The organism is Methylocystis sp. MJC1 (genome assembly GCF_026427715.1).
In the GTDB taxonomy this organism is placed as follows: Bacteria; Pseudomonadota; Alphaproteobacteria; order Rhizobiales; family Beijerinckiaceae; genus Methylocystis.
Genome location: NZ_CP107560.1, coordinates 65688 through 84174 on the forward strand (window position 1 = coordinate 65688; position 18487 = coordinate 84174).

Here is an 18487-nt window from a genome sequence, read left to right on the forward strand (position 1 = left end):
GACTTCGTCTGTTGAGTTCTGACACGCGGCTCTGGATGCAGCCGATTATGGAACATTCCTTGGGTGGTAATCTGGGTCGACTCCCGTTTTCTCTATAAGGGCGCTTACATCCGCATCTGTCCGGATTGGACGGATGTAGTCGCCATCCCAAAGGATATTTCTTACGAGCGCCTGGACGTCTGTCGGATAAACTGATTTTAAGCCGAGTAAATATGGCGCTTTAACCATTAGAGCAGTTGCAATTCGATAAGCCATTGTTTGACTGTTTTCGGGCTTTTGCGTCGGATCCGGCCCAAAGGGTCTGTCCTCGGAAAGTTTAACGTCTGCGAAGTTTTTGAGCGTCAAGCCGTTTTCCTCGGCCCGCGCGGCCATCCATTGCAGAGCGTAATCGGACAGCCCGTGCCGCTCATAGCCACCGCCAACATTGGAATGGACTCCGGGAAACCATCGTTCTGCGTATAGGGGAAAACCACGTTTGGAGTCAGCCATGCTCTCCGAATTGCGCCCCCTATGATATTCAGTGAGGAGCATTGGCGTAGGGCGGAACGGCCAGCGACGTTCATCAGCCGCCAGGGCGTGATAAGCGGCTTCGACGCTCTCGCTGAGCGTAACGTCGTGAAAGCCCGTCTTGAAAAATCTGGCGAGCAATCGACCCAGGATTTCACCGTAGGGTGCGCCGAGCGCACCTACTGTGTCCCAAACGCCAAGAAAACGAATTTTTGTCGGATAGGGATTGCAGTTGCATATCCGAAAACTCTCAGCTTCCTTGCCGTTCGGCTTCCAGGGGTCACTTTTGTCCTTGTAGTAGTTATAAGCTATCGAAACGAGAGGAAGGTTGAAACGGTAAAGGACTCCAAAGTTGTGAATTAGACCGGCGATGCTGCGCGCAGTGTAAGCGCCTCGACTGAAACCGAATAAATATATCTGATCACCCACTTCATAGTTGCTGACTATAAATGCGTAAGCGTCTTTGATGTTTTCCGATATTCCAAAACCGAAAGCGCCGCCAATTAATTTCTCATCTTTTCGCGTGCCAACTCCTGCAATGTAATGGATGATCTGGGGATTGCCATCTCGATCTTTGAAGTCGGTCGCTTGCAACATTCGCACAACGTTTGTGCCGTGCTTGGTTGGCTCATTCCAGGTGCCATCGCAAAATATCACAAGCTTTTTTGGCATGAGTCGCTCCAAAAAAAGGCAAAGACCTCCGGTACTTTCGGTGCTACCCCTTTGGCGTCTTCTAGGGCGGGTCCGTGGCGTGCTTATCGCGCCCGACAGCCTCATTTTTTTAAGCATAACGCAGAAAAGCTAGTGTACTGCGCCTTTGTTGGCTGGACCGTGGTTGAGCACAACAGCGTCCGCCTCTGGCCCATTCACGAAGATGACCCCCGTGTCTCAAACACGGCTTTTATCGCTTCTAGTGGTAAAAATCTAACGCTTGGGACCCGGCTCCAAGTCTCTGAGAGACGATTTCTAAGTCAGCAATGCGCCAGAAGCGGTCGTTGGCTGATCCAGAAAGCCTCTCTCCGGAAGGCACGGCAACCATCTCCCAGGGGGCTCGTGACACGTCCGGTATTGCGAGTTCCGACAAACCCGTCAGCGCGCGAGCGCCGCTTGCGCGTCCTCTCGATCGCAAATGGGAACAAAGGAAATCGGGTTTTCGCACGATTATTTGCGCATCATGAGGAAGAGCGGCTTCCGTGAGTTAGGGGCCGGCCATCTTAACCTGTCGGCGTACTCCAGATTCCGCAGGAAAGCGCCGCGACCTCGGATTGACGGGCGCGGCGCTATTTTGGCTTTAGGGTATTCGTTGCTGCTCCCAAATTCATCGAGTTTCTTTTCCACAAACGCGCAACGCTCAGCCTGCGGCCTGAAGCTGCGCCAGTGCTTTCTTCGCTAAAGCGGCACCCCTGCGAGAATAGCTCAGAAAATGCGTCCCGTAGGCGATCCTGCGTGCGCGGCGCAGATAGCGGATCGCTTTCTTGACATGCGAATTAGCGTGTGCCCTTTGCGCCATCACAGCGTGATCGATCGCGTTGTCGATGTGCTGGACGAAAGAAGAGCTGTGTTGGGGCTCCTCGCCGTATGGGATGGCCTTGTTAATCTGGGCTATCGCTTGGGCGATATGATTCTCGGCGGCGAGCCCGATCCCAGGGGCGACAAGTGTTGTCAGCGCGAGACCAACCGAAGCGCGTAGGAATCCACGTCTCAGCATATTCCGCTCCATAGTGAATAAATTGCGGTCAAACCGCCAATTGCCGTTCTTGCGTGCACGATGGCGCACATCGAGCTACGTAGTGCGTAGCCGCGAAAACCAAAGGGCTGGCTAGAGCATTAGCTGGAGAGCAGTGCGGGCGCGTGGGCGCGAGTGGATATGCCTTACCTTGGCGGCTCAATCGAGATTGGCTCGGCGGCTCGAAGTCAAACCTCCCCCATCTCGCCACAAGCATTCGCTGACAGAATTAGTGAACGTCGGAGACAAACGGAAGGTCGGTATCCACTTCGTTCGGTACTGCCGCGAAACAGCAGCAAGCCCCAACTTCCATACGTTCAGGGGAATGGCGTCTGCCAAGGCAATTGGAAAATTTTGTTGATGTCCATCAACAAACTTCGCCGCCGAGGGAGTTCCATCATTCTCGCTTTATTTGATGCGAACGGGGTCTAGTTCACGCAACTTTGCTCGTGAAGGATAGCAGGCTTCTGCTCATGGGAAGTGACTTGGCTCGGCTCGGCTCGGCTCGGCGCTAACGACAGCTTCTTGTGCGCGTCGCAGTAAATAGCCTCCGATGAGCATTCGCAACCGCAGAACCGAAAGGTCGTGTCCCAGCGAGTGGTGTAGCTGAGCTGGAGCAAGCCGCTCGCGACGCGCGCTTTTTATAGCGCCGTAGCGAGCGAGCGGCTTGCGGTGATCATCGACGATTCGCCGGTAGGATCGGGTTGCGAACACCAACGCAACCGAGGAACTGCCGATGACCGATGAGATGATGAACCTGCGCGCGCTTGTGGAGAAGGCCCCCGACGCCGATATTTTGCGCGAGATGATCGGCTTCGCCGCCGAGCGGCTGATGGAGCTGGAGGTCGGCGCGTTGACCGGCGCGGCCTACGGCGAGAAGAACCCCGAGCGGCTCGCCCAGCGCAACGGCTACCGCGACCGGACCTGGGAGATGCGCGCCGGCGCCGTCGAGCTGCGCATCCCCAAACTACGCAAGGGCAGTTATTTTCCCGGCTTTCTGGAGCCGCGGCGGATGGCCGAAAAGGCGCTGACCGCCGTCATTCAGGAAGCCTACATCCAGGGCGTCTCGACGCGCTCGGTGGACGACCTCGTCAAGGCCATGGGCATGAGCGGCGTCTCGAAGAGCCAGGTCAGCCGGTTGTGCGAAGAAATCGACGAGCGGGTGAAGGCGTTCCTCGAGCGGCCGATCGAAGGCGACTGGCCCTACCTGTGGATCGACGCGACCTATGTGAAGGCGCGGCAAAACGGCCGCGTCGTCTCGCTGGCGACAATCATCGCGGTGGGCGTCAACGCCGACGGCAGGCGCGAAGTTCTGGGCATGGACATCGGTCCTTCGGAAGCCGAGACCTTCTGGACTGAGTTTCTTCGCAAGCTCCGTCGCCGGGGCTTGCGCGGCGTCAAGCTCGTCGTGTCCGATGCGCACGAGGGACTGAAGGCGGCGGTCGCCAAGGTTCTGCAATCGACCTGGCAGCGTTGCCGCGTCCACTTCATGCGCAACGCGCTCGCCCATGCCGGCAAGAGCGGCAGGCGCGTCGTCTCCGCCTTCATCTTACGGGAACCGAAGCCAAAAGGGGTTTCCAATTGTTGCTGTGTTCCTGGACGCCTATGAAACGACGACCAGCATCCTGCCGTGCTTGGATAATACCACCTGTGGCGTCGGGTTGGCGAATGATCCCCCTTGTTTTGGTCATTTCGATCCCGCAATCCTTTCTTTGGCCGAAGCGCAAATTTCAGCTTTACGGGCATTACAAATCAAAATTGAGGCGTGAAGGACCGGTTTGGGTTAAAAGCAGCCTTCCGCACAGGACTGCTTTGCGCCAAAAGAGGTCGCTCCGGCCGGCTCGAAATGTGCGAAAGGGGACGCTCCTAGTGCAGGCTGAAGCGAGCGCTCTCGCCGATAGCGGCGCACGCATGGGGCCAGCGAACCAAGAAGGCCAAGCGGACGCAAGCGCCGTCGGCTGCTGGACGCCAACCGAAACGATTCTGGAGATCGGCCAAGTCGAGCGCTATTCAGCGGGATGCGCTGAAGTGCTAGAGTCAACGCAGCCGCCGACGAGGCGGCAATTCCGAGCAACCCGCGTCGATGGCAAGAAACGGCAACAGAGACAATTTCACGCCGAAGACGAAGCGCCAGATCGCGAAGCGCGCTGGATGGCTTTGCTCAGATCCGGATTGCAGGCGTCCCACGGTCGGCGCGGCTTCCGACGGCGATGGCGAAATCATGCTAGGCGAAGCATCCCACATCTGCGCCGCCGCGGCGGGCGGCCCGCGCTTTGATGCCGGAATGAGCGAGGCCGAACGCCGCTCCGCGAAAAACGGGATCTGGATGTGCAAGCTGCACGGAAAGTCTGTCGACTCGGACGATCCAAAGTTCACCGTCGAGCTGCTGCGCGACTGGAAGAAGCAGGCGGAAGAGCATTCTCACCGCAGCGTTCTCTACAATGAAGCGGCGCGGCCCACCAAAGTCTCGGAAGGCGAACTTACGAAGCGACTGCATGCGGCGGCATCCGCCGATGTCGATGTGTTCCGTCGCTCCGAGAGATGGCCGTCCACGGACGTGGCACTGACAGTGCAGATGGCGGAGCTGGACAAGACCGTGCAGACTTCCGCGCTCGCGCGCGCATTGAGCGAACTTGGCGATCTGGTCCTCGTCGCGCCACCCGGCATGGGCAAGACATCGACGCTGCTGCAAGTCGCGGAAGGACTGGTTGCTCACGGCGAAACGCCCGTTTTCGTGCCGCTTGCGGACTGGGCGACCGAAAACAAGACGCTGCTCGATTCCATTCTGGGCCGCGTGACCTTTCGCGGAAGGACCACCGAAGACGATTTCCGCGCGGTAGCGCAAAAACCCGGCGTCTACCTGCTGCTCGATGGCTGGAACGAACTTGACGGTGAAGCGCGGCGGCGTGCGACCGCCGAACTGAAGCGCCTTCAGGCAGATTTGCCGGAGCTTGGGCTTTTCGTATCGACGCGCAAGCAGTCGCTCAATGTTCCCTTCGACGGCGCGGTGGTCGAGCTTCAGCCATTGGGCGAAGCGGAGCAAATCGAAATCGCGCGGGAATTGCGCGGCGACGACGGTGCGCGGATCGTCGATGAAGCGTGGCGCACGTCGGGCGTGCGCGAGCTGGTCAGCATCCCGCTTTATCTGACCGCGTTGCTCTCATTGCCGGACGACCAGCCATTTCCGAAGACTAAAGAGGAAATCCTGCGCCGCTTTGTGCAGGCCCACGAACAGCAAGCGGATCGCGCCGAGCCGCTGAAGGATGCCGCCAAGGGCCTCCAGACCGAGTTTCTGAGTGCACTGGCGGTGACGGCGACGCAAGCCGCCAACCCCTCCATCCCGGAGACAAACGCCCGCCGTTCGGTCGCGCAGACGAACGACTGGCTCCTCAAGGACGGGCAGCTCACCATCAAGCTGCAAACGACGGACGTGCTAGATGCGCTCGTCAGTCATCATGTGCTGGTGCGAACGGGCGAGCCCTCCGGATATTCATTTCAGCACCAGCAGTTTCAGGAATGGTATGCTTCGAACGATGTCGAGCGCGCAATGCTCGAAAGCGTCGCCGACACGAACGCGCTTCAAAAGCTGAAGGCCGACATCCTGAACGCGATGCCGTGGGAAGAACCGATCCTATTCGCCGTAGAGCGCATGGCGCGCGGTGATGCGCGCCAGCAGAAAGCTTGCGCCGCAGCGATCCTTGCCTCGTTCGAGGTCGATCCAATCTTTGCGGCGGAGATGATTTTCCGCGCGACCGATCCTGTGTGGGAGGAGATTTCCGAGACCATTCAGAAGCTCGTGCGGCGCTGGCACGCGCCGGGAAAAGTCGATCGCGCTGTGCGCTTCATGATCACGTCGGGCCGTCCCGAATTCCGGGATCTTGTTTGGCCGCTCATTACGAACGAAAACGACCAGAAAAATCTTCTGGCCTTGCAGGCTGCCCGCCGCTTCCGTCCCTCCGTGCTCGGACCGGACGCCGTGAAGGACATCCTCGCGTTGCCAGTCAAGGTACGCGAGACGGTCGTTGCCGAAATTGCTTACAGAAGCGGAATGGACGGCCTCGACCTTGCTGCACTGATCGCGAAGAGCGATCCTAATCCCGAATTGAAGGCTGCAGCCGTCGGCGGAATGTCCTTCCGCCGCGCGGGCCGCCATGTCGCGGACGTATTGAGCACGGCCGATGATGACGCCTTCGACCTCGTCTACCGCAGGGGCCACCTCGAAGAGATCGACGTCAAGGCTGTGCAGGACCGGCTCGCGGCGGCGCATGCGCGCGCTGAAAGGAAAGTTTCCGATTACGAGCGGTTGCGCGAGATTGTGTACGCGCACGATGGCAAAGATCATAGCGCGGAGCTGACCGCGCTCGTCGCGACCATTGAAGTTGAAGGCAAGAATGACGCCGAGCTCGGGCTAATCCACGAGGCTCGCAAGCAATACGAGAAAGCGGTTGCGCTGGGATTGCTCAAGCGTCTGCGCGAGGGACGCAAGCTGTTCTACGGCGCGGACAATATCTTGGCTGCTTCCGGAATCGTGGTCGAAGACGATGCCCTTCTGGAGATGGTACTATCCCCGCAAGAGCGCATGGACAGCAGCGTCGAGGCCGCCGCGTCTATCCTCGGTCCTGTTAGCGTCGGCAAACTCATCGATGCCAAGCTCGCCATCTTCGCCGAGATAACGAAACTCGGCAAATACGAGAAAAGCTTGAGCGACCGATACTACGGCCTTCGTGATCGTATCGCGCACGCGCCCGGAGCGAGCCTCGTGGCCGCCGTACAGGCGCGCGCAGCGGCGGCCAGCAATGAAGACATCCGCGAACTCTCGGAATTGCTGTGTCGCCCTGATGAGAAAGACGATAGAGCGCGCCCATTTCCGCACGAAGCGCATGCGGCGATTGCGCAGCTGGCCGAGCAATGGGGCGAGCGGCTGATCGCGAGTGGCGATAACGCAATGCGCAGGCAACTGTCCGCCGTTGCCAGTCTGATCGGCCATTTTCCGTCTGTCGCGCTGCTGCCGATGCTCCAGCGGCTGCTAGACGACGAATTGCGCCGTTACCGGGACTTCCGCCAGCAAGCCGAGGACGAGCGCTGGCAAGGCAAGGCAGCCAACGAAGCGCGCACGCTCTATATTAACAGGTATCAGCAAGCCTTCACGGCGATCAAAGCGCCCGAGACGACGGCACTGATGATAAGCTATTTGCCCGACGAGCATTTCGGTGAGATCGCAGCACTCGTGCTCAAGGTGCAATGGATTCTCACAAACGAGCCCGAGGATGAGCGCCGCTTTCGGGGAGGCGTGGACTTTTCGCGGGTGGAGGAAATTCGGGCGGCGCGCGCCCATCGCGCCACGGTGACTTGCGACGAAGCGGAGGCCATATTCGAGGTGATTACGCCGTTCATCGCCGAGGGCGCAACTCAGGCGCAGAAGGTGCACGCGATCAAGCTTGCGATTCAGGCCGTTCGGTTGCCGCACGGCGAGCGCTCCGATGCGATCAACGCGCTCTTGTCAATCACGCCCCAGGCGGCGCGCGCAAAGCTCGTCCTGAACCTGATCCTTTCCGGCGAAGCAATCGCATTCAGCATCGTGCAGGCCGGGATCGACAATGTCTTCGAGGATGCCAAGAATCGCAGTTGGATCCTGGATGAAGGCTGGGAGTTAAAGGCGTGGGTCCTTCTACTACCGTTCACCGTCGATCCGGCGCAGTTGGCTGGCACGATCGCGGCATTGCCGCCCCAGCAGCGCGCGCCGCACTTCCTCGAAGAGATGTTACGCGCTACTGAGTCGATGCAGACGCCGGAGATCGAGGAAGCGCTCTTCAAGCTCGCTGAAAATGATGCCGCCTTTTACGCCAATCACGCATGGCGGGATGCCGTCCGGCGCCGGGGCACGCTCACCTCGGCGCGGCGCTATCTCGATCTAGTCATGGAAGGCGAGATCGATGCGCACGATGGCTGGCACACGTCGCAGGAAGTTGCCGGGTTGCTGAACAAGCACTCGGAACTGCGTGACTACGCTTATGGTCTCTTGACGGACGGCACGTCGTCCAAGACCGCGCTGCTGGCGAACGCCGTCTCCGAAGGAGGTGACCCTGATGGTCTGCTCCTGCTCGTCGAGCTGGAAAACAAGCTTCAGCGTCCGCTCATTTCATGGCGAACCATTCAGCGAGCCGTCACGGAGCACGTTCCTTCCGAACACTGGCGCGGCGCGTTTGACGTGCTTCCCGTTGCAGCGATCGAACTTCGGCGGAGGCTCTTGGCAATGACGGCGGACGGCGGCCCTCACGACTCCGCCGCGCGCGTGCTCCGCGGAATCGACCGTGTCCGCGACGAAAGCGGCGCGCCCGAAGGCGAACCGCGCCATCCCGATCTGGCTTCCGGCAAGCCGTGGCCAATCTTGGTGCCTGATCCAGACGCGGAAGACGGCGGCTGACTCATCAAAGCTTGGGCCTGTAGTGCGGACGGCGGTACCGGGCGGGCGCGCCGCCGACGCGTTGAGGGAACCGCGCAACTCGGGACAACCATCGTCATGAAGCGGGACAAGCGTTTGGACTTTTCGACTGTGTTGAAGATACGGCCCGGCCTTTGTCGCGCCATTAGGCACGAGCGCTCAGCGTGCGCTTGTGACGTCCCATGCCTAGAAAAGCGAGTGTAATTGAGAGCAGCGGTGGTCGAACCAGTGGATGATCTGCGACGGTGAACGTCCGGTTTTTGGCTGACGCGCGACGATGTCTGCTCCGGGTTAAAAGGGGAAATTCAAACTGACCCACTCCCCGGCCTTGTTGAAGGCGGCAAACCGCGGTTTGGATTGGGATGTCGGGCGCGAAATATCTCGTCGCACCGTAGGGCAGTGGCTGCGGTAGTCGAAAACCGCCAGTCGCGCTAAAACAAATAAGCCGGGCGACGCCCGGCTTTTCTGGTTTCAGCGCGAATTATTCGCGGTGGCGTGGTTTCTCGCTTTGGCGCTCGATCTCGCGCTGTTTCTCGCGTTCGAGATTTGCGCGGTCCTGTTGCGCTTGCTTTTCCTTCGCTTGTTGCTCTTCGGTTAGAACCTTCGACTGCTCTGCGCGTAGTTCGCGAACCCTCTCTGTCTCGTTGGGGTTGGCGGGAATTTCCCGGCGAGGATTTTCGTCGGCGGCGCGATCGGCGTCACGGGCGGCGGCGGCTTCGGACGACGCGACGGCGTTGGGTTTGTGCGACTCCGTCGCTTGGCGAGCCTCTTGGGTCTCGCGTTTTGCTTCCTGATCGAGCCTTTCGCGCACCTGGTCGAGGGCGATGACACGCTCGGCGTCTGTGCGGGCAGGGCCTATGTCGGTGTCAGCGCGCAAGGGGGCGGTCTCGAGTTCGCGCTCTTTTTCCTTCGGCGCATTCTGGTTCGCTGCGCTGGTGGGCGCGTCGGATGGGGCCGGCGTCTGGACGGCGGGGTTCTGTTTGGCCTCGGCTGGCTTGCCCTGGGTCTCGGCCGACACGGGCGCGTTTTCTTTGGCGGGCTCCTTTTCCTGCGCGCCTTCGCGCATGGCGGGGCGCTGGGCCTCGATGTCTGCGCGGGCCTTCTCGATGCGGTCTTGAAGCTCGGGATTTGTGATTTTGAAGCCGTGCTCGGCGGCGAGCTGAACAACGGTCTCCTTGTATTTTTCGTTGCCGGTGATGTTGATTGTTTCCCACTTCGAGGCGGCGACGCGCAGAGCGGCAAGCACCGTCTCTTTGTGGTTCCAATCGTTGACGTCGAGCTGCTTGCCCTTGTCGACGAAGGCGAGGGCAACGCGCTGGCCGGTGTCGTCATGGCGGCTGTAGTAGATCTCACTGCCCTTGCGCTCGTGGGTAATCTGCGGCGTTGTCTCGATCGGCGCGGGCTGAACATACTTGTCGCCGACCATTTCGACGGGCTTGGCTTCAAGCCTCTTCTGGGCCTCGATCGCCTTTTGAGCGGCGTCGAGGATGGTGGTGCGTTGTTCCTCGAAAGCTTGCTTTTTGTCGGGCTCAACCATGGAGCTGATATTGTCGAGGCGCTTGCGCATATCGTCGAGGGCGTAGGTCATCGTTTCTGCGGTTCTCATCTGGCCTCCGTCTTTGATCGTTCGGCGTTCCATGTGGCTGACCGCTCGCTCCGCACGCTGCTTGAGCCAATGTAGATCGGCGTGCGGGATAGGTTGGCGTTCGGCGGCGACGCGCGCCGGAACGGCAAACATCGTATCAGGATTTTTATTTGCGCGTTTTACCTCTGCAAGTCGCTCGCGCGAAACGTCGAGGTAGACGAGTTGCCCGCCGTTGCGGGCCGCGAGGGTTTCGGCGGCGGCGCGGTCGGCTGTGAACATTACGGTCGCGTGCGCGGGTGCGTTCTTTGGCTCCGCCCGGTAGAGGCGCAACGCGCCCTCGCGCAAAAGCGGCATGGCTGCCGTAGCGGCGAGGCTCTGATTGACGGCGCCCCATTCGCGCGCCACGCGGCTCGCGTGCGCACGGCCTTCGTCTCGGGTGGGGCGGTGGATGGCCCGCTCCTTCACGGCTTCCACGCGGCGCCGGACCGACTCCGGGGCAGTTCCGCGCTCGACCATGCGAATGTCCTTGAGCTTGTAGGCCGGTACATTCGCTTCATCGAAGCGGCTGGTTGCCTCCATGGGGATTTGTCGCTCTCGCGCCTCTTCGGCGAGGGTCTCGCGCCAACGGCGGAAGTCGGCAATGTTCGGGTGGAGCCGCTCGCCGCGCTCGTTTTCCATGCGGATAGCGGCGTGAACGTGAATGTGCTCCCGGTTCGTATGCAGAACGAAAATGTATTCGTGGCCGGCAAACTCTCTCGCGAGCGTCGCGCGCGTAGCGTCGAGGAAGGCGTCCTTGTCCGTGCCGGGCTTGGCGCTGAAAACGACATGGGCGAAATCGCGTGGCTCGTTCGAGCGCATCTGGCGGCGCCAGGATGTTGCCATCTCGAGATTGGGATTGAAATCGCCGCTCGGTGATTTGCCGGAACGCCGCTCGTAGCGCCGGAAGGCTTCTTCTTTTAAGTCCTGCTTGCTGGAGGTCTCCGCGTCCAGCTCCCCGGCCCGAGTTAGTCGGGCGAGCTGTCGGGTTGCTCCTTCAATGCCATGCGCCCAGCCTTGGACTTCAATCTTCGCCTCGCGATCAAAGGCGGTCTCGATGAGGTCGTATAGCCCCTCGGCGGATTTCTTGTTCGGATAAAAGCGATCGGCCTTGCCGTTCTCGTCGCGCTGCGATCCGGCCGCAAGCGCGACAACATGAACATGGGTCTGGTCGCCGCGGGTCTCCGCGCGCCATGCGAAGACATGGCCACGCAGCGCTTCGTGCAGAGACTCGCGAATGATCTCGTTCGTCAACGGCTCGTCGAAAGCGGCTGTGAGCGCGAGGGAGTCTTTCGAGGGTTCGCGGCCGCTGGACTCCGCGCCCCATTCAGCCGCGAGGGCGGAAATGTCCTCGGCCCCTTTGAGGATTATCCCGTCGTGACGCTCGGCGGCGAGTTCTCCCTTGTCGGTCTGGTAGCTCATCAACGCATGAGCCCGCGCGCGGCCGGCGCCGAAACTTGCCAGTTTGACGACGGCGGCCTGTGATCCTCCTGCGAGCGCGGATTTCACAACAACAGAGGACCGCTCCGGCCCCTGCGCAGCGGCGGGGCGGGCCTTGGCGGTCGGCGCTACGGGCTTCGACCGAACGGCGGGCGTTGCGTCGCCTCCGCCACCTCCCCCACCTCGCCGCCGCCGTTTACGCAGCCCTTCGTCTTCGATCTGGCGCGTATCTTGGGATGCCGGCGCGGTGGGCGCACGGTCTGGCGTCGCCGTTGTGAAGGGCGAGGGCGCCGCCCGCGTGACGCTCGGAGTTTGCTTCTCGGGTCGCGGCGCCCGCGCCGGTTGGCCGGCGTCGCCAATCTCGAACGACGGGGCCGCGCCAGCGAACGCCGCAGCGCTCGCGAAGTCGCTTGCGCGACGCCGCGCTCTCAACCTCTCCAGCTCGGCCTGCATTTCGCCCAAGCCCAGTCCAATGTCCGACAGAGGAAGCCCGCCAGTCATTCCGCCGTCCGCGAGATGGCGCGCGCGGTGCGTTCGTGCGACCGGGCGCAGAGGGAGCGATAAAGGGCGGTCAGTTCCATGATGAGCCCGCGCGCGGTGGCAAGCCATTCCGCCACATCGTCGCTTCCGATGACGTGTCCAGCGTTCATGTGCCGGACGGCCTGATTGAGATTTGTGCCAAGGGCGCGAAGCTGTCGGGTGAGTGCAACGATTTCCGCGCGCGCGTCGCCCTCGAAGGTCGGACCTAAAAAGCTCGCCTGCCTCACGAAGCGGCGAATGGCTTCGCTCGGCGTGAGTTGAAATTGCGCACAGAACCCTATGAACGCTTCATGTTCTTCCGCCGTGAGGCGCACGTGAAGGACGGCGGTTTTGAGCCGTTTTGCGCCTTGGTCCATTCGGCTCTCCGTTTCGCGTCCGGTCCCGTAAGGGACTGCCGGACGCGAGGTAAGCCCGCCCGGCGAGGGCACACGGCGGTTTTGTATCACAAAAGCGCTTTCCTGCCTTATCTATATCAATCTACACTAACTCGTCAATTCCATTTCCGCTTCGAATAAGACTCTGGGGGCGCACGCAAGCATTCGGAATGGAACTCAACGGGGAGCGAATACGAACATTTTGGCCGGTCCATGCGAAGACTGACGGCAATTCGTGGGCATGCGTTGTGATGACGCTAGGATAGCAATGTAGATATGTGAGGGTATTTCAATGCGATAGATGGGCAGCTATGAGACCCGTGGATGAGCTGTTCTTTGACAAGCCGATAAACCAACCATGTGCCGCTTGCGCGGCGGCCTGTAGGACAGTGCTTGCGCTTCTAATGCATCTCTATATGTATTAGACTGCCATTCCGATTTGCTTGCCATGAAACGATGACAGGGACTTATTGCGATGACGAAGGGCGTTAATGGTCTGACAAGCGGCTGTCGTATGGTTAGAACGATGTCTCTCCTAGTGCCGGGTGCCAGGGGAATTGCTCCGCGGTCCTTGTGGTCACAACTTCCAAACGGTGTTGGTATTGCAGGAATCTCAAGGGGAGTTTCCGCAACGGCTTTCGACGCTCGTCGTCTGTCTGATGACGCTCAATCGCGAATTTCAGCGGGACGTCTAGGCGCGCTGGTCGAGCTAATCGAGTCTACCTCTGAGGCACACGAAGGCGCGTTGTCTGTCTGTCGCAAAACTCGAAGACTGCTTGGGAATAGGCCGTAAGGAAGGAGGGCGATTGCGATGGCCGAGCGGGATGACGGGCGTCAAATGGGAAGCGGACGACGTGAAACCTATCAGGCTGATGACCTGACGAAGATGGCAGAAAAGCTAGAGGCTCTCCCTGACGCCGGAGGTCGGAGAGGGCTATCACGGCCGAGTGCTGTGAAGTTTTTGGAGCCGCAAATCGAAGCCCTTCGGAAGAAGGGCTACACAACGAAGGAAATTTGCGAGGCTCTCACTGAGGTTGGTTTGAAGATCACGCCTGCGCAGCTCTTGAAACTAATGCCGGTGGGGAAATCGACTGCAAGGGGGGTAAGAGGCGCGGCGGGGTCGGCGTCTAAGGCGGGCTCTGGTGCGGAGCGCAGAAGCCAGGCGGGAGGATCGAAGACCGCAGCAAAAGGGGACAAGGGGAAATCGAATGCGGCAGCGCCGGAGCCGCAAGGGTTTTCTGTGAAGCCGGATCGTCTTGAGATTTAGGAGGTCGCATGTCTGAGCGAATCTATATCGTGGGTGGTTCAAAGGGCGGTGTCGGAAAGTCGATGGTGTCGCTTTCGCTGGTCGATTACCTGCTACAGAGGGACAAGAAGGTTCTTCTGGTCGAAACAGATAACAGCAACCCCGACGTTCACAAGGCGCTGCAAGGGGTGGTTGAAAGTCAGATTATTGATCTCGATGAGGCGAGCGGTTGGGTATCGCTCGTCAATGTCTGCGACCAAAAGAAGGGCCATGTCGTGGTGGTCAACACGGCGGCCCGGAATAATAGGGGCGTTTCGAAATTCGGCGCGACGCTAAACGATACTCTGGCCGAATTGGGCCGGGAGTTAATGACTCTCTGGGTCATCAATCGCCAGCGGGACAGTCTGGAATTGCTGGCCGATTATCAGATGGCGATCCAGAGTACAAAGCTGAACGTGCTGATGAATGGCTATTTTGGGGACGAGGCCAAGTTCGAGCTGTACAATTCGTCAAAGATCAAAGCGGCAATCGAAAACGATCTGAAAGGCAAGTCACGCCTGTTCCCGGAGCTGGCGGATCGGGTTGCCGACGATCTCTATTCGAAGCGACTGAGCATCGAGGCTGCGTCGAAGGAAATGCCAATCGGGAACCGAGCTGAACTAGGCCGCTGGCGCCGTCTCGTCGCGGCGCTGTTCGACGATCTCCTAAGCGAGCCGGAAACCGTGAAGGCGAGAAGCGCCCGCCCGAAGCCGAAGGCAAGTGAGGCGAGCGCGGAGTCGTGAGGCTGCTTCTACATATGGGGGAAGCCGTCGAACGCGAGGCGACGTGAAATGGACGAAGAGGTTGTATCGAATTTCGAAAAGCTGTTTCGGCGAGCGGCGACCGCGCGGGAGCGGGAGCAACTCCGCCACATGCAGCAAACCTTGGGCCTGTACGAAAGCGACGCCCTATGGCTGATCGTGCTTGCGCTGCAATACTACGAGAGCCTTTACCTGCAATATCCGAAAGCAATCGGACAGGCGGCCTCGGAAATTCTTGACGATGTAAAGAAGGTTTCGGATCGCGTCATTCGTGCGAGCGCGGAATCGGCTAAGGCGGATTTGGCGAAGGCGGTGGTAAGTGTCGCGCGCGACGTGGCGCGCGACACGGCGCGCCGACAAATGACTCAGTGGCTCGTGGTCGGCATGTTCGCCGGCGCCGGGCTTCTCGGGATCGGAATATTCATCGGCTCGCGGTTGTGAAGGTAGGAAAGACGGAAAGCCCGCTCACGCGGGCTTGCTTTATTGATCGGCGGGCCTAGCGGCCCGCCATTATTTCGGCGTGGCGCACAAGTCTGTCTGCGCGAAGTCGGCGCCCGTGTAGATCAAAGGCGCGCGGTAGGCTTTCGCACAGGCGTACGCGTAGCAATCTCCAAGGTTGAGGCCTGCCGGGTGGCGGCTACCGCCATATTGTTCGAAGGCCCGAAGGGCGGCGGTGGTCATACTGTCAGTAATGTGAATGACTCTGATGCCTGCCTCGTCCAGCAAGGCGCGGATGATGGTCTCGGCGTCTGCGGCTGCCATCTGGCGGACCTTCATGAGGCGGGCGGCCGTCTCGTAGACCGCGAGCGGCGACGTGTATGGCGCCTTAGCGGCCGCGATCCGCTGCGCGATGTCGGGACCGTTTTCCTCGGCCAAAAGGATTGCGAGAAAAGCTGATGCGTCGATCATCATTTTTTGTCGGCCCACATGGCGTCGAAAAATTCTTTGTCGGTCTGATACGTTTGCGACTCTCGAACCGGATGCGCCGCCACGCGCGCGATGAGCGGTTGCAACCTTTCCCAAAGCGGGATTTTGGCGCGTTCGCGTTCGAGCTCGTTAAGGCAGGCTTCGCGGATCGCGTCGACAATGGGCTTGCGCTTTGCCTTTGCGAGGCGTCGAATGATTTCGTCGGTCTCGGGGTCTTTGATGCTGTAGGCCATGAGGGGCGGATACCTCGCTAAAGATATACGGATACCGTAAATCAGCTATAAGCAGGCCGCCCGCGTCGCGGAGAGAGAACGACGCGGGCGGCGGGGCGGCGGCGGGGAGGAATGGCGGGCGCCCAGTTCGCTAATCCTTGCAAATCGCCGGATGGACGCGCTGCAATTCCAGCGTGAGCGTGCCGACGCGGGTAGATAGGATTTTCAGGCCGGGGTGGGTCTGCTCCATACTGACCAAACGCGGGATGATGATCGGTCGATGTACCATCAAGATCCGCGCGACGGCCTCAATCGTAAGGAAAGGAGAGCGGGCGGCGTCGCCTTCGGGTTCATTCCCGACAATCAGCGCGCGGCCTGCGACGGGCGTACCTTCGCGCCCGGCGACGGTGAACATGCCGGTGACGGGCTTGGTCAGGCCATCGTCGTCAACATAGGCTGTGTGCCGCTTGTCGATCTGATGGAGGGCCGGGTAGTCGGCGCCGCCGAGGAATCGGGCCGTATCGAAGATGGTCGCGGGCTCGATCTGCACGGGCCGGATTGTCGCGGCGCTGGGGTCGAGCAAATAGGCTGCAATGGTGCTCATGGTTCGTGGTCCTCGGATGACGGGAGGGAAAGGGGCTGTCGTTGCAGCCCCTATCGGGGGTCACTCGGCCGCGAGCGGAAAGGGCTCGTCGTCGGCGCGTTCGTCATCCGCCTCTGCGTCGTCGTCGCCCTCGATGTCATTGGCTGGCGCCAGCGTCGTTTTGAGCGGGCCGGGAAGCCAGCGCGCATCTTTCATTTTCTCAACGAAGAGAGAAACGGCGTCGGCCTTTTGAACGTCGAGGATGTTCTTGGCTTCCCATTCCTGGCGGCCCGCCTCGCGCAGAGCGTCGGCCATGTATTTTTTGGAAACCCGCTTGCCGAAGTCCTTTGACGGCCGCCAATAATCGGCCATGTCGAAGTCGATCGCTTGGGCGATCTGATCCGCGTAAGGCCGCTTGGCCGCGTCGATCTGTGCGGCGACAAGGTAGGCCATGAGATTTGAAAGCTCCTGCGGCTTCGCGTCGAGACACCACGCCCAAAGGTCGGCGGCTCGGCTTGGGAGCTTCGCCCGCCAGTCGGCAGCGAGAGCGTCGAGCGTCTCGAACGGTTTGGCGTTGGCCGGGTCGTCGGCTTTGAGGGTGCGGACAGGCACGCCCGCCCGCAAGCCAAGCGAGGAAGCGTAGGACTGGCGGTAGAAGGCGTCGAGAGCGAGATTGTGAACCAAGGCGGCGAGCGCGACGTCGGGGCGTTTCGCAAGTTCACAGGCGAGCGCGGCGCTGCGGGTCGTCGTAAGGTCGAAAAGGAGAGCGTCGGTCAGATTGGCGGCGGGCGCTTCGTCGGCGGCGCCAGTCGAGCCATTGGCAAGGCGGGCGGCCTCTTTCCGGTCGCCCGGTTTCACTACGCCCCGCTCGATCCTGAGCGCGCCGTTGTAGTCGATTGTAACGATGGCGCCCGCCGTCGCCATTTCGGCGGAGTCGTAGGCGGTGTATTGGTCCATGATCGCCGCGCGCTCGTCTTCGAGGTCGTCGCGCTCTTTGAAAAGCCTGTTTTCGGCGGCGTCGTCCTCGATGCTCTCAGCTTCGATTTCAATTTCTTGCAAGCGGGTGTCGATGGCGTCGATCCGCGTCGCGTCTTCGGGCGAAGGGTCCATCTCCTTGGGATAGATACGGCTCAATCCGCCGCTGTGGTAATTATACTCGGTCGCGGTCTCCACCCACTTCCAACCCTCGCCGCGCACGGCCTCGGCTTCCTGTTCCAACTTTTCGGCGGCAAGGCGATGAAGCAAGGCGCGATCAGTGAGGCGGATACGGCTTTCGTCGTCGTCAAAGAGGTCACGTAGCACGGCGCCGCCCTGCTGCTCATAGACTTCGACGGTCACGAAACGCGCCATCTTATCGCTGGCCAGCGCGGCTTCGGAACTCAGCGCGGCGCGCAGCTCGTCGGGGTCGCGCTGCCACTCTTGCGCGTCGGACCATGCGGCCTCTTGCGCCGCGTGGTCATCGGTAAGCGCGAGCGCTTGAAGCTGCTCAAGCGTAATGGCGTCCTTGCGAAGCTCGGCCAGTAGGTTCGGCGACACGTTCGCGAGCTTGAGACGGCGGCGGACGGTCATATGAGAAACGCCGTGGCGGTCGGCAATGGCTTCCGGGGTCAAGCCTTCTTCTCGCGCGAGGCGGCCGTATGCTTCGATTGCATCGGCGGGGTGCATATCCTCCCGCGAAGTGTTCTCGATCAGCGAGACTTCGGTGGCGCTGGCGGCGGTCTCGTCAATCTCGCGGACGCGAACAAAAAAGTCGACGGTAACAGGAACGCCATCAACGCTCGCCTTCTTCGATTTAAGCAAATTGAGCGCCTTGAGGCGGCGATTTCCGGCCGTGACGAAGTAGCAGTTTTTGGGGGCCTTCTCGCCGGGGCGCGGGCGGCGCACGGTGAGATTTTGCAAGAGACCCGCGGTCTGGATGGTCGCGGCGAATCCTTCAATTCCAGCGTCGCTCTCATGGCGGCGCACGTTCTTGGGGTCGGGGCGAAGCTGGCAAAGCCGGATCGCCGTGACGGGTTCCTTGGTCGATTCGGACTGCTTCTTGGTTGTCATGGCTCTCTCTCCAAAGGTCC

The 18487-nt window shown here is 60.5% G+C and carries 12 protein-coding genes and 1 pseudogene; 5 read left to right on the plus strand and 8 right to left on the minus strand.

Going from position 1 to position 18487, the window contains the following annotated elements:
* Positions 1 to 45: 45 nt before the first annotated feature.
* The gene (locus OGR47_RS20960; RefSeq protein WP_165055566.1) at positions 46 to 1179 is read right to left on the minus strand and encodes a DUF2235 domain-containing protein; all 1134 of its coding nucleotides are present in this window, start codon (positions 1177 to 1179) and stop codon (positions 46 to 48) included.
* Positions 1180 to 1858: 679 nt separating this feature from the next.
* Entirely contained in the window at positions 1859 to 2215 is a 357-nt protein-coding gene (smbP, locus tag OGR47_RS20965) for a small metal-binding protein SmbP (protein WP_216697975.1), read from the minus strand.
* 754 nt (positions 2216 to 2969) lie between these two features.
* Between smbP and OGR47_RS20970 the strand changes: the two are divergent.
* Positions 2970 to 3782: pseudogene (locus OGR47_RS20970) on the plus strand (IS256 family transposase); the annotation flags it as partial.
* A 534-nt stretch (positions 3783 to 4316) separates the two neighbouring features.
* On the plus strand, positions 4317 to 8657 hold the full coding sequence (locus tag OGR47_RS20975) for a hypothetical protein (protein ID WP_165056038.1): 4341 nt from the start codon (positions 4317 to 4319) through the stop codon (positions 8655 to 8657).
* 499 nt (positions 8658 to 9156) lie between these two features.
* On the opposite strand, the gene OGR47_RS20980 is transcribed toward OGR47_RS20975, so the two are convergent.
* Complete coding sequence (locus OGR47_RS20980; protein ID WP_165056037.1) at positions 9157 to 12237, minus strand: LPD7 domain-containing protein; 3081 nt, start codon at positions 12235 to 12237, stop codon at positions 9157 to 9159.
* Positions 12234 to 12632, minus strand: coding sequence for a plasmid mobilization relaxosome protein MobC (gene mobC, locus OGR47_RS20985; protein ID WP_165056036.1), 399 nt, complete (start codon positions 12630 to 12632; stop codon positions 12234 to 12236). Before mobC ends, OGR47_RS20980 begins: the two co-directional genes overlap by 4 nt.
* 829 nt (positions 12633 to 13461) lie before the next feature.
* Here mobC and OGR47_RS20990 point away from each other — a divergent pair.
* The 3 genes from OGR47_RS20990 to OGR47_RS21000 are packed head-to-tail and all read left to right on the plus strand — an operon-like array spanning position 13462 to position 15137.
* Positions 13462 to 13917: a hypothetical protein gene (locus OGR47_RS20990; protein ID WP_165056035.1), complete on the plus strand. Its 456-nt coding sequence runs from the start codon at positions 13462 to 13464 to the stop codon at positions 13915 to 13917.
* A gap of 8 nt (positions 13918 to 13925) precedes the next feature.
* Complete coding sequence (locus OGR47_RS20995) at positions 13926 to 14678, plus strand: protein mobD (RefSeq protein WP_165056033.1); 753 nt, start codon at positions 13926 to 13928, stop codon at positions 14676 to 14678.
* A 48-nt stretch (positions 14679 to 14726) separates the two neighbouring features.
* Positions 14727 to 15137, plus strand: a complete 411-nt coding sequence (locus OGR47_RS21000; RefSeq protein WP_165056032.1) for a hypothetical protein — start codon at positions 14727 to 14729, stop codon at positions 15135 to 15137.
* Positions 15138 to 15206: 69 nt separating this feature from the next.
* Here the strand turns inward: OGR47_RS21000 and OGR47_RS21005 are convergent, their stop codons facing one another.
* The 4 genes from OGR47_RS21005 to OGR47_RS21020 all read right to left on the minus strand — a co-directional run bounded on the left by OGR47_RS21005 (position 15207) and on the right by OGR47_RS21020 (position 18467).
* Entirely contained in the window at positions 15207 to 15608 is a 402-nt protein-coding gene (locus tag OGR47_RS21005; RefSeq protein WP_165056031.1) for a type II toxin-antitoxin system VapC family toxin, read from the minus strand.
* Positions 15605 to 15856, minus strand: coding sequence for a type II toxin-antitoxin system VapB family antitoxin (locus tag OGR47_RS21010; protein WP_165056029.1), 252 nt, complete (start codon positions 15854 to 15856; stop codon positions 15605 to 15607). Before OGR47_RS21010 ends, OGR47_RS21005 begins: the two co-directional genes overlap by 4 nt.
* Positions 15857 to 15986: 130 nt before the next feature.
* On the minus strand, positions 15987 to 16439 hold the full coding sequence (locus OGR47_RS21015; RefSeq protein WP_165056028.1) for a hypothetical protein: 453 nt from the start codon (positions 16437 to 16439) through the stop codon (positions 15987 to 15989).
* Positions 16440 to 16499: 60 nt separating this feature from the next.
* Positions 16500 to 18467 (minus strand): ParB/RepB/Spo0J family partition protein, encoded by a 1968-nt coding sequence (locus OGR47_RS21020; RefSeq protein WP_165056027.1) that lies wholly within the window; start codon positions 18465 to 18467, stop codon positions 16500 to 16502.
* Positions 18468 to 18487: the final 20 nt, after the last annotated feature.